General features: G+C 61.5%; 11 protein-coding genes. 6 read left to right on the top strand and 5 right to left on the bottom strand.

Going from position 1 to position 10,880, the window contains the following annotated elements; all coding sequences use genetic code 11:
• Positions 1-138: 138 nt before the first annotated feature.
• Positions 139-570, top strand: a complete 432-nt coding sequence (locus JMY24_RS19200; RefSeq protein ID WP_128594330.1) for a type IV pilin protein — start codon at positions 139-141, stop codon at positions 568-570.
• A 152-nt stretch (positions 571-722) separates the two neighbouring features.
• Here the strand turns inward: JMY24_RS19200 and JMY24_RS19195 are convergent, their stop codons facing one another.
• The 3 genes from JMY24_RS19195 to JMY24_RS19185 all read right to left on the bottom strand — a co-directional run bounded on the left by JMY24_RS19195 (position 723) and on the right by JMY24_RS19185 (position 2,198).
• Positions 723-1,187: a DUF3318 domain-containing protein gene (locus tag JMY24_RS19195; RefSeq protein ID WP_128594331.1), complete on the bottom strand. Its 465-nt coding sequence runs from the start codon at positions 1,185-1,187 to the stop codon at positions 723-725.
• Between the two features lie 183 nt (positions 1,188-1,370).
• Positions 1,371-1,757 carry a phage holin family protein gene (locus JMY24_RS19190; protein WP_128587984.1) on the bottom strand — a complete coding sequence of 129 codons (387 nt, stop codon included), beginning with the start codon at positions 1,755-1,757 and terminating at the stop codon, positions 1,371-1,373.
• Positions 1,758-1,895: 138 nt separating this feature from the next.
• Positions 1,896-2,198: an ElaB/YgaM/YqjD family protein gene (locus JMY24_RS19185; RefSeq protein ID WP_006047848.1), complete on the bottom strand. Its 303-nt coding sequence runs from the start codon at positions 2,196-2,198 to the stop codon at positions 1,896-1,898.
• 340 nt (positions 2,199-2,538) lie between these two features.
• On the opposite strand from JMY24_RS19185, the gene JMY24_RS19180 reads away from it, so the two are divergent.
• Positions 2,539-3,177 (top strand): peroxiredoxin, encoded by a 639-nt coding sequence (locus JMY24_RS19180; protein WP_128587982.1) that lies wholly within the window; start codon positions 2,539-2,541, stop codon positions 3,175-3,177.
• Between the two features lie 155 nt (positions 3,178-3,332).
• Here JMY24_RS19180 and JMY24_RS19175 read toward each other — a convergent pair whose 3' ends face one another.
• The gene (locus tag JMY24_RS19175) at positions 3,333-4,523 is read right to left on the bottom strand and encodes an acyl-CoA dehydrogenase (RefSeq protein ID WP_128587980.1); all 1,191 of its coding nucleotides are present in this window, start codon (positions 4,521-4,523) and stop codon (positions 3,333-3,335) included.
• Positions 4,524-4,617: 94 nt separating this feature from the next.
• Here JMY24_RS19175 and JMY24_RS19170 point away from each other — a divergent pair, with 94 nt between their 5' ends.
• Positions 4,618-5,403: an IclR family transcriptional regulator gene (locus JMY24_RS19170; protein WP_128594332.1), complete on the top strand. Its 786-nt coding sequence runs from the start codon at positions 4,618-4,620 to the stop codon at positions 5,401-5,403.
• A 220-nt stretch (positions 5,404-5,623) separates the two neighbouring features.
• Here JMY24_RS19170 and JMY24_RS19165 read toward each other — a convergent pair whose 3' ends face one another.
• Complete coding sequence (locus tag JMY24_RS19165) at positions 5,624-6,457, bottom strand: EAL domain-containing protein (RefSeq protein WP_128594333.1); 834 nt, start codon at positions 6,455-6,457, stop codon at positions 5,624-5,626.
• Between the two features lie 317 nt (positions 6,458-6,774).
• Here JMY24_RS19165 and JMY24_RS19160 point away from each other — a divergent pair, with 317 nt between their 5' ends.
• Genes JMY24_RS19160 through fahA form a run of 3 tightly spaced genes read left to right on the top strand, consistent with a single transcriptional unit; the run spans position 6,775 to position 10,815 of the window.
• Complete coding sequence (locus JMY24_RS19160; protein WP_128594334.1) at positions 6,775-8,139, top strand: MFS transporter; 1,365 nt, start codon at positions 6,775-6,777, stop codon at positions 8,137-8,139.
• A gap of 31 nt (positions 8,140-8,170) precedes the next feature.
• Entirely contained in the window at positions 8,171-9,517 is a 1,347-nt protein-coding gene (gene hmgA, locus JMY24_RS19155) for a homogentisate 1,2-dioxygenase (protein WP_128587972.1), read from the top strand.
• A complete protein-coding gene (gene fahA, locus JMY24_RS19150; protein ID WP_128594335.1) occupies positions 9,514-10,815 on the top strand; it encodes a fumarylacetoacetase in 1,302 nt (433 codons plus the stop codon). The genes hmgA and fahA overlap by 4 nt, the downstream gene beginning before the upstream one ends.
• Positions 10,816-10,880 lie beyond the last annotated feature (65 nt).

Here is a 10,880-nt window from a genome sequence, read left to right as displayed (position 1 = left end):
TGAGTGCCCACAGTTCGTCGTCGAGTATTGGCTTGGCCATGTCCTTTTCGTCGTCGAAACAATGAAAAGGTTAACAGCATTCATCGATGGTTAACAGCCCCTTCGTTCATTTTGTTAAGGGTTCTTAGTGAGGCATAGATGAGAAGGGCGTACTTATCCGCATTCACCTTGCTCGAACTGATTATCACTCTCGCGATAGTCGCGGTCCTGGCCGTCTTTGCTGTGCCGTCGTATCGCAGTCAGGTCGTGCGAACGCATCGGGTCGACGCGGCATCGGCGCTGTTTCGGGCGGCGCAATTCGTCGAGGGTGCGGCAAGTGACAACAATGCTGCTCTGCCGCCGGGTCTCGATCAGGCTCCGCAATTCGGCACTGCGGTCTATCGGCTGCATGTGCTGCCGGCGGATGATGCTAACGGCGGCTATTCAATTGAAGCGGCTCCGGACGAATCGGGCCCGATGCGCGATGACCCGTGCGGTGTTTTCACGCTCGACGCGACAGGGATGCGAAGTAATAAGAATGTCGCGATTGGGTCGGCGCCGCCCACCGGGCAGTGTTGGGGCACTAGCTAGCAAACCGCGAAGCCAGCGTGCGCCGAGGTGCGCTCGTTGACTGACAAAAAAGGCACGAACCCATGAAGCGATGAAGCACTGGAGCACTGAAGCACGGCAGCACTGAGTCACCGAAGCACCGAGCACCGAAGCACTCAACCCTGCCCAGCACCTCACCCCTCGTCGCGCGAACCATACGATGCTCGCGACTCCCCTTTGATCTGCTGCCACACGCGGTACGCTTCCCACGCGGCAAGCGCCAGGCCGCCCCATTTCAGCGCGGGCTTAGCGCCGGCTGCAACCGTCGCGCGCAGCGGCTTCGCGAGGACGATCGAGGCGATCGAACTGACTAGCGGATACTGTTTGAGGAGAGCGCCAATGGTCCCGGCGTTGAGGAAATTCGCTTTGGACCCTGTGCCCATGCGCAACCCGCCGAAACCCGGTACGACGAACTTGAGCCAACTGAAGTGGGTAACGGCTTCGCGCAATTCGATCGTCGCCTGGGCCAACTCCATGCGCTCGACGTCCGCGCGCACGAGCAGCAATTCCTTGCGTAGCGCTCGCAGGTGCGGCGCGCTAAGGTCTCTCGCCGGCTGGCGCTTGTTGCGGAATGCGGAACTTGTATGGCTCTGGCTCATGGCGTATCGGCAGTATGGAGGGCTAGGAACAGCGCACGGAACGGCACAACGCGCGGTGCAAAGAACGGCAAAGAACGGCACAGCAAGCGTCGCCGCAACCGGTCGGCTTCAGATACGCTTAACAACCGGCTCACGAACTTGCCAATCAGCGAAGGACGGCTCCCGCTCCGTGCGCTCGCAGTGCTACGGTCTACGAAATACGTCGCGGTCTTTTTCGAATTCGGCGATGGTGGACTCGAAAACCATCGGCGCATTACGCAGATTACTGCGCGCTTTTAGCGCGCAGGTCAGTCCGGCGATCGCATAGACAAGTGTGATTCCGGCAAGCGCCTGCCACCGGTATGTGTCCCAGAACGCGATGGCGACCAGCGCGGTAAGAGCGATCAGGGCCATGGTGGTCAGCATCATCGCGGCAAGGCCAAGAAAGAGCACGCCGAGAAGGCGGTCTTTTTCCTCGGCCAATTCAATGCCGACCAGTTCAAGGCGTGTTTGCAGAATGGCGGACACCGAGCCGATGATGCGGCGTAACGGGCTATGTTGTTCGCGCTGCGAATGTGTGTCGGTCGTCATGGCTGTGGGCGTTGCGCGTGTTGGCCTAAGCGGCGCGTGCAAACGTGCGCGCCAAGATAAGCGGACCGGCCGGACATGCGCCGGTCCGCTTGATTCGCTGGCAAGCCGGACATAGCTTGTCCGGCAACGTGCGTCGTGTTACTTGCGGTTGATCAGCAGACCCAGCAGCACGCCGGCGCCCGCGGCAATGCCGATGGATGCCCACGGATGCTCGTGAACGTAGTCGTCGGTTGCGCGAGCAGCCTTCTTGCCTTTCTCGACCACGACGACTTGCACGTCGGCCGCTTTTTCCCTGGCTTGCTTCAGACGTGACAGCGCCGTTTCGCGCAGTTCCGAAGCGCGCTCGCCAGTTGCGCTTGCGGCCTGTTTCAGCAGGTCTTCAGCGTCCGCGAGGACGGTTTTGATATCCGACATCAATCTCTCCTTGTTGACTTCCGACATTGACAGCTCCCCTTCGTCTCACGCCACGCGTGAATCCTAAACAAAGAAACGGCGGCTGGCGAGCGCACTGCCCGGTTTGTGGAGCCGAACGCACGAACCGTTCCTGGCGAGGCGAAACCCTACCGGACAGCACCTGCATGACCGCTTACAGATGATGTTAGTGCATGATGGAGTTGATCTGTCCCGCAAAGTTTCCACTAAATCGGCGAAAATTACAAAAAGGCATAAAGTAGTGAGCCGATGTTCGTTCGGCATGTACGATCGCTGCCGTATGCTTTATCTTTTTCAGGCGCTGCGGGCACGTGCTCGCGCTGGTGTCCGAATACTTAAGGAGATGCACATGAGTCTACGTCTTGGCGATACCGCACCGGATTTCGAGCAGGAGTCGAGTATCGGCCGCATCAAGTTTCATGAATGGCTCGGCGACAGCTGGGGCGTGCTGTTCTCGCACCCGGCCGACTTTACGCCGGTCTGCACCACGGAACTCGGCCTGACCGCCAAGCTCGCCGAGGAATTCGAGAAGCGCAACGTGAAGACCATCGCGTTGTCGGTCGACAGCGCCGAGTCGCACAAGGAATGGATCAAGGACATCAACGAGACGCAGGCCGCCAACGTCGGGTTTCCGATTCTGGCCGATGGCGACCGCAAAGTGTCCGAGTTGTACGACATGATTCACCCGAACGCCAATGAAACACTCACGGTCCGCTCGCTCTTCGTCATCGATCCGAAGAAGAAAGTGCGTCTGATCATTACCTATCCGGCAAGCACAGGGCGCAACTTCGACGAAGTGCTGCGCGTAATCGATTCGCTTCAGCTCACGGACAGCCACTCAGTTGCAACGCCCGGCAACTGGAAGCAGGGCGACGACGTCGTGATCGTGCCATCGCTGAAGGACGAAGAGGTGATCAAACAGAAATTCCCGAAGGGTTACAAGGCGCTGCGTCCGTATCTGCGCATGACGCCGCAGCCGAATAAGTAAGCCCGCGCTCGGCGCAAGGCTGAGGACTTTCGGAAGCAGAAAGCCAAAAGCTGCGTCATACACGACAAAGGCCGGTTCATCGCGAACCGGCCTTTTACTTTCGACGCATGAACAAACCGCGCTGCGACAAACCGTGGTCTGCCTTCAGAAAGGCTTCAGAAAAACGCCTGGATGCCCGTTTGCGCGCGTCCGAGAATCAGCGCGTGGATGTCGTGCGTGCCTTCATAGGTGTTGACCACTTCAAGATTCACCAGATGCCGGGCGATGCCGAACTCGTCCGAGATGCCGTTCCCGCCCAGCATGTCCCGCGCGAGCCGCGCAATGTCGAGCGCCTTGCCGCATGAATTGCGTTTCATGATCGACGTGATCTCCACGGCCGCCGTGCCTTCGTCTTTCATACGTCCAAGGCGTAGCACGCCTTGCAGGCCGAGCGTGATCTCTGTTTGCATATCGGCGAGTTTTTTCTGAATCAACTGGTTTGCCGCGAGCGGCCGGCCGAACTGCTTGCGATCGAGCACGTACTGACGCGCGGTGTGCCAACAGTCTTCCGCCGCGCCGAGCGCGCCCCACGCAATGCCGTAACGCGCTGAGTTCAGGCACGTGAACGGACCGCGCAAGCCGCTCACTTCCGGAAAGCGGTTTTCTTCCGGCACGAACACTTCGTCGAGCACGATTTCGCCGGTGATCGACGCCCGCAAGCCTACCTTGCTATGGATGGTCGGTGCCGACAGTCCCTTCCAGCCCTTCTCCAGGATGAAGCCGCGAATCGCGTCCTTGCCGTTTTCCTCGAGCTTGGCCCACACCACGAAGACGTCGGCGATTGGCGAATTGGTGATCCACATTTTCGAGCCGGACAGCGAGTAGCCGCCGTCGACCTTCTTTGCGCGCGTCACCATGCTGCCCGGATCGGAGCCGTGATTCGGCTCGGTTAGTCCGAAGCAGCCGATCCATTCGCCGGTGGCGAGCTTCGGCAGGTATTTCTGCTTCTGCGCCTCGGAGCCGAACTCGTAGATCGGCACCATGACCAGCGAAGACTGCACCGACATCATCGACCGGTAGCCAGAGTCGACGCGCTCCACTTCACGTGCGATCAAGCCATACGCCACGTAGTTCAGCCCCGGCCCGCCGTATTGCTCGGGAATTGTCGGACCGAGCAGGCCCAGTTCGCCCATCTCGCGGAAGATTTCGATGTCGGTCTTCTCGTGACGGAACGCTTCGAGCACGCGCGGCTGCAGTTTGTCCTGCGCGTACGCGGCGGCGGCGTCGCGCACCATGCGTTCGTCTTCGGTGAGCTGCTGATCCAGCAGCAACGGGTCTTCCCAGTGAAACTGCGCGGCCTCGGCCATGACGTATCTCCTGATTCCTTGCTTGAATGAAGCTTGACTATGGTTCCGCTATGCGGAACAATGTTTTGCAAACCACGCCTGAGTGTATCACCCGATGACGCCCGCATCCACTTTGTCCGATCCGCTCGACGAGCGCAAATTCGTCGTCGCCCTCGCACGCGGGCTTGAGCTGCTGCGCGCGTTCAAGCCGGGGGAGACGATGCTCGGCAACCGCGACTTCGTCGAACGCACCGGCTTGCCGAAGGCGACTGTCAACCGCCTCGCCTACACGCTGACCGTGCTCGGCTATCTTCGGTTCGATGAAGCGTTGGGCAAATACGCGCTTGATGCAGGCGTGCTGTCGCTCGGGTTTGCGCTGCTCTCGGGCACCGACACGCTCGAACTTGCCCGCCCTCACATGCGCGGGTTCGCGCGCGAGGTGGGCGCTGCTGTTTCGCTCGGCTGTCGTGACGGCCTCGACATGATCTACCTCGACACCATACGCAGCGAGACCGCGTTGACGCTCGGCCTCGCGCCCGGCTCGAAACTGTCCATGCTGACGAGCTCAATGGGCCGCGCTTATCTCGCTGTGCAGCCTGTCGACGTGCGTGCCGCGCTGCTTGCGGAACTCAGGAAAGCGGCGGGGAAGGGCGGCGCGGCGCTAGTGGCCGACGCTGTGAAGGAAATCGCCGCGTTCGAAAAGGAGCGTTGCTGCTATTCGTTTCGGGCCTGGCACGACGATGTCAACGCGGTTGCCGTGCCGTTTCGCGAGCCGCGCGAAGGGCGCTGGCTTGCGCTGAGTTGCAGCGGACCGGCTTCGTCGATGGGAGAAGACGTGTTTCGGGACAAGGTTGCGCCGCGGCTGAAGGCGCTTGCGCGGCGCCTCGGCGACGCTGGCTGAGGCTTCGCATCGGCTAGGCGAAGCGAGTCCGGCAGAGCTAAGTGGGCCGAGTGAAATGCATCAAGCGAATCAAGCCGGGAGAATCAGCCCGAGCAGACTGGATCAAGCTAAGACAATCGCCCGGAGCAAATTAAGCCAAGCCCGCAAATTAAGCCAAGCCCGCAAATCAAGCCAAGCCCGCAAATCAAGCCAATCCCGTAAATCAAGCCAAGCCCGTAAATCAAGCCGCGCGGTCGTGATAATGCGCATTGAACAGCGGCCCTTGCACGAAGCGCACATCGTATTGCTGCAACGCTTCGAATTGCGGTTCGTCCATCACCCGATTGAAGATCAGCGGAATCCGCAGCCGGCTTGCGTATCCCACTAACGGCTTGACCGTCGCGTCGCGCAACGCGGTCGCCGCATCCATCTTGATGAAGTCGAGCCGAGCGGTGTCCGACACCGACAGAATCTGTCCTGCGTTGGACAGGTTGCCTGCCACCTTGAAGCCGTAGTGCTGATAGCTCTTGGTCAAATAGCCGAGAAACGTCTTATGCGCGACCGCGGCTGCCGGCAGCTCGATCACTATCCTCGACGGGTTCAACCCGAACGACGTGAGCACGCTCGAAAAGTGCCGCCCATGATCGTATTTCACGCTCTTCAGAAGCCGCTCGTGCACGCGCAGGAACAGCAGTCCGTGCCGCTGGGCACCGAAGAAGTTGATCGCGTGCAGCGCGCGCGACGTGCGGTCGAGCGCGACGACCTCCTGATCGTCGGCGATGCGGTCGAACGCGTCGAACATATCGAACGGCGCGGCGTCGAGCCGCTGCGTGACCGCCTGGAAACCCAACTCATCGCCGAAACGGTCGACGTTTTCGACATCGGACGACATCGACTGCGCCAACGCGTGCACGCTGATGTCGAAGATCGGTTCATAGGCGCTCGTGAGCTCGAGGTCGTGGAACCGCGCGAGCGCAATATCGCCGCTCGTGCCGTGACCCATCGCCAGATGTTTGGCGAGGAACGGATGCTCAGAGGCGCGGGCAACGAGATTGGGAATGGTCGGCGGGATCATTTAAGCGAATGGATCGGATGAGTGGTGCGTTCGCGCCTCAAAACAGAGCATGTGCGCCGCATCTTCGATGGTAGCAGTCCACATCGCGCTCACATGAACAAAATGCTGCTAACGATATCCGCCAACCCTTGCCCGGCGGTGGTGCCGCGCGTTTGCCGTCGTGCGTCCAGGGTATACGTTAATTTCACTTAACGTAATTAGTTTTACCATGCGTAAATCGTCGTGCGACTGACGAGAGCCGACTTACGCCGTGCCGCGTGCTTCGCATCGGCCCGCCGCCGCAGACGTTCGAACCATCAGATGTGGAGACCCTACCAATGAGCGCCAACCCGGCATCAGCCGCCCCGAACGTGATCGAAGTCGAGCGGGTGCTCGGCGAGACGCATCACCCGGCATTCCAGTTCATGCTGCTCGCGTTGTGCGGACTATGCCTCGTGATCGACGGCTTCGACGCGCAGGCCATGGGTTACGTCGCGCCGAGCGTGATCGGCGAATGGCATGTGTCGAAGGCGGCGCTCGGCCCAGTGTTCAGCGCAAGCCTGTTCGGCATGCTGCTCGGGGCATTGGGGCTGTCGGTGCTGGCGGACCGCATCGGCCGTCGTCCGGTACTGATCGGCGCCACGTTTTTCTTTGCGCTGTCGATGCTGGCTACGCCCTTCGTCTCGACGATTCCCGCATTGATCGCGCTGCGCTTCATCACGGGCCTCGGCCTCGGCTGCATCATGCCGAACGCGATGGCGCTCGTAGGCGAATTTTCGACGCCCGCCCATCGCGTCAAGCGCATGATGCTGGTGTCGTGCGGCTTCACGTTGGGCGCGGCGCTGGGCGGCTTCATCAGCGCTGCGCTGATTCCGGCCTATGGTTGGCGCGCAGTGTTCTGGGTCGGCGGCGCGGTGCCGCTGGTGCTCGCGGTCGCCATGCTCGCCGCGTTGCCCGAGTCGTTGCAATTTCTCGTGCTGAAGGGCCGCAGCGACCGCGCGTTGCGCTGGCTTGCGAAATTCAATCCGGACCTGCCGATCGATGCGAACACACGCGTCGTCGTACGCGAGAAGGGCAATGCCGGTGCACCGGTCGCGGAGCTGTTCCGCGCGGGCCGTGCTCCGGTCACCTTGATTCTGTGGGCGATCAGCTTCATGAACCTGATCGATCTGTACTTTCTGTCGAACTGGCTGCCGACCGTCATGCGCGACGCCGGCTATTCGCCGGGCACGGCGGTGATCGTCGGCACGGTGTTGCAGACGGGCGGCGTGGTGGGCACGTTACTGCTCGGCTGGTTCATCGAACGCTTTGGTTTCGTGCGCGTGCTGTTCGTGTGCTTCGCGGGCGCGGCGCTCGCTGTCGGCACCATTGGCAGCGTGGCGCATGCTTTGCCGTGGCTCCTGATCGTCGTGTTCGCGGGCGGCTTCTGTGTGGTCGGCGGGCAGCCGGCGGTGAACGCGCTTGCGGGCCACTTTTATCCGACCACACTGCGATCGACGGGGATCGGCTGGAGCCTCGGAATCGGGCGTATCGGCTCGGTGATCGGGCCGCTGGTCGGCGGTCAATTGATTGCGCTGAACTGGTCGAACGAATCGCTGTTTCATGCGGCCGCGCTGCCGGTGCTGTGTTCCGCGTTGCTGGTGATCGGGCTCGCCGCGGCGACGCGGCAACGCAGCCGTCCGTCCGAACCGCAAACCGCGTGAAGTGAAGTCTAAGGTCAACGGAGAATCTTGCATGGATACCTCAACACGTCAGCCGAATACCGTCAGGTCGCGGCTTGAGATCGAACCCGGCTATCAGTCGGGCTTCGGCAACGAATTCGCGACCGAGGCTCTACCGGGCGCGCTGCCTGAAGGGCGCAATTCGCCGCAGCGCGCGGCTTATGGTTTGTATGCCGAACAGTTGTCCGGCACCGCTTTCACCGCACCGCGCGGGCACAATCGGCGCACCTGGCTGTACCGCATTCGTCCCGCGGCAGTGCATAAGCCGTTCACGCCGCTGCCTTCGGAGCGGCTCGTCGCGAATTTCGCCGAAGTGCCGCCGACGCCGCCGAATCAGTTGCGCTGGGACGCGTTGCCGATGCCGGGCGAGCCGACGGATTTCGTCGACGGCTGGGTCACGATGGCGGGCAACGGCGCCGCCGAATCGATGAGCGGCTGCGCGATCCACCTGTACGCGGCGAATCGCTCGATGACGGACCGTTTCTTCTACAGCGCCGACGGCGAGTTGCTGATCGTGCCGCAGGAAGGCCGCCTCGAAATCGCGACGGAACTCGGCCGGCTCGAAGTCGGGCCGTTCGAGATCGCAGTGATTCCGCGCGGCGTGCGCTTCGCGGTGAGCTTGCCGGACGGCACGGCGCGCGGCTACATCTGCGAAAACTTCGGCGCGTTGCTTCGCTTGCCGGACCTCGGGCCGATCGGCTCGAACGGTCTTGCCAACCCGCGCGACTTCCTCACGCCGCATGCCGCTTACGAGGACCGCGAAGGCGACTTCGAGCTCGTCGCGAAGATGAACGGCAATCTGTGGCGCGCGGACATTGGACATTCGCCGCTCGACGTGGTCGCGTGGCACGGCAATTACGCGCCGTATAAATACGACTTGCGGCGCTTCAACACCATCGGCTCGATTAGCTTCGACCATCCGGACCCGTCGATCTTTCTGGTGTTGCAATCGCAAAGCGACACACCGGGCGTGGATTCAATTGACTTCGTGATCTTCCCGCCGCGCTGGCTTGCCGCTGAAGATACGTTTCGCCCGCCATGGTTTCATCGCAACGTCGCGAGTGAGTTCATGGGACTCGTGCACGGCGTCTACGACGCGAAGGCCGAAGGTTTCGTACCGGGCGGCGCGAGCCTGCATAACTGCATGTCGGGCCACGGTCCCGACGCGGACACCTTCGAGAAGGCGTCGCACAGCGATACGTCGAAGCCGGCCAAGGTGGGCGACACGATGGCGTTCATGTTCGAAACCAGGACGCTGATCAAGCCGACCCGCTTTGCGCTCGAAACCGCGCAACTTCAGGCGCATTACTACGAGTGCTGGCAAGGTCTTAAGAAACACTTCAATCCGGAGCAACGATGAGCGCATTGAGCGATCTTCAGGCGACGCTCGATCCGTCGCGCAAAAGTTGGGTCCAGTCGGCCAACGAACCAAGCAACGATTTCTCGATCCAGAACTTGCCGTTCGGCATTTTCAGCGATAGCAACGACGATGCGCGGCGCGTGGGCGTCGCGATTGGCAATGAGATTGTCGATCTGGCCGCGCTGCAGGCGGCGGGATTACTCACGGTGCCCTCGAAGGCCGACGTTTTCGCGCGCGATACTTTGAACGAGTTCATCGCGCTTGGCCGCGGCGCATGGCGCAGCGTGCGCATCCAGCTGAGTAATCTGCTTTTACGCGACACCGCAACTTTGCGCGACGACGCTACCCTGCGCGCGAAGGCGCTGGTGCGTCAGGCCGACGCGCGGCTCCATCTGCCCTTGCAAATTCCCGGCTACACGGATTTCTATTCATCGAAGGAGCACGCAACGAATGTCGGCTCCATGTTCCGCGATCCGAAGAATGCGCTGCTGCCGAACTGGTCCGAGATGCCGATAGGCTATAACGGACGCGCGTCGTCGGTCGTGGTGAGCGGCACGCCGGTGCGTCGGCCGAACGGTCAATTGAAGTTGCCCGATCAGGAGCGTCCCGTGTTCGGCGCGTGCCGTAAGCTGGATATCGAACTGGAAACCGGCTTCGTGATCGGCGGCGGCAACGCATTGGGCGAGCCGATCGCCTGTGCCGATGCGGAAGCGCACATCTTCGGCATGGTGCTGTTGAACGACTGGAGCGCGCGCGACCTTCAGCAATGGGAATACGTGCCGCTCGGCCCGTTCAATTCAAAAACATTCGCGACCACCATTTCGCCGTGGATCGTCACGCTGGATGCGCTCGAGCCTTTCCGCGTCGCACAGCCCGTGCAGGAGCCGCAGCCGCTTGCGTATCTGCGGCACGACGGCGAGCATGCGTTCGACATAGAGCTGGAAGTCAAGCTACGTCCGCAAGGCGCGAAAGAAGCAACGACTATTGCGCGAACCAACTTCAAGCACATGTACTGGACGATGGCTCAGCAACTCGCGCATCACACGGTGTCGGGCTGCAACACGCGAGTGGGCGACCTGATGGGCTCGGGCACGATCAGCGGGCCGACGGAAGGCTCGTACGGCAGCCTGCTCGAACTCACGTGGAACGGCAAGAAGCCGCTGGAACTGAAGGAGGGCGGCTCGCGCAGTTTTATCGAAGACGGCGATGAGTTGACGCTGGCGGGTTGGTGCCAGGCAGACGGTTATCGCGTGGGTTTTGGAACGTGCGTCGGCGAGATTCTGGTGGCGAGGGGGTGAGGTAGAAACGCAGGCGCTCGCGCGAAGCGCGCCGGCACGAACCGGCGCGAGCCCGCGCATGCCGC

The organism is Paraburkholderia kirstenboschensis (assembly GCF_904848585.1).
Taxonomy (GTDB): Bacteria; Pseudomonadota; Gammaproteobacteria; order Burkholderiales; family Burkholderiaceae; genus Paraburkholderia; species Paraburkholderia kirstenboschensis.
The sequence above is the reverse complement of the archived record's forward strand: the minus strand, read 5'-3'. Positions and strand labels throughout refer to the sequence as shown.

What these genes read in the sequence shown, in the direction of transcription:
- JMY24_RS19185 (WP_006047848.1), bottom strand. Translation starts at nt 2,198, where the DNA reads ATGTCGGAAGTCAACAAGGAGAGATTGATGTCGGATATCAAAACCGTC.
- JMY24_RS19180 (WP_128587982.1), top strand. Translation starts at nt 2,539, where the DNA reads ATGAGTCTACGTCTTGGCGATACCGCACCGGATTTCGAGCAGGAGTCG.
- JMY24_RS19200 (WP_128594330.1), top strand. Translation starts at nt 139, where the DNA reads ATGAGAAGGGCGTACTTATCCGCATTCACCTTGCTCGAACTGATTATC.
- JMY24_RS19160 (WP_128594334.1), top strand. Translation starts at nt 6,775, where the DNA reads ATGAGCGCCAACCCGGCATCAGCCGCCCCGAACGTGATCGAAGTCGAG.
- JMY24_RS19190 (WP_128587984.1), bottom strand. Translation starts at nt 1,757, where the DNA reads ATGACGACCGACACACATTCGCAGCGCGAACAACATAGCCCGTTACGC.
- fahA (WP_128594335.1), top strand. Translation starts at nt 9,514, where the DNA reads ATGAGCGCATTGAGCGATCTTCAGGCGACGCTCGATCCGTCGCGCAAA.
- hmgA (WP_128587972.1), top strand. Translation starts at nt 8,171, where the DNA reads ATGGATACCTCAACACGTCAGCCGAATACCGTCAGGTCGCGGCTTGAG.
- JMY24_RS19165 (WP_128594333.1), bottom strand. Translation starts at nt 6,457, where the DNA reads ATGATCCCGCCGACCATTCCCAATCTCGTTGCCCGCGCCTCTGAGCAT.
- JMY24_RS19195 (WP_128594331.1), bottom strand. Translation starts at nt 1,187, where the DNA reads ATGAGCCAGAGCCATACAAGTTCCGCATTCCGCAACAAGCGCCAGCCG.
- JMY24_RS19170 (WP_128594332.1), top strand. Translation starts at nt 4,618, where the DNA reads ATGACGCCCGCATCCACTTTGTCCGATCCGCTCGACGAGCGCAAATTC.
- JMY24_RS19175 (WP_128587980.1), bottom strand. Translation starts at nt 4,523, where the DNA reads ATGGCCGAGGCCGCGCAGTTTCACTGGGAAGACCCGTTGCTGCTGGAT.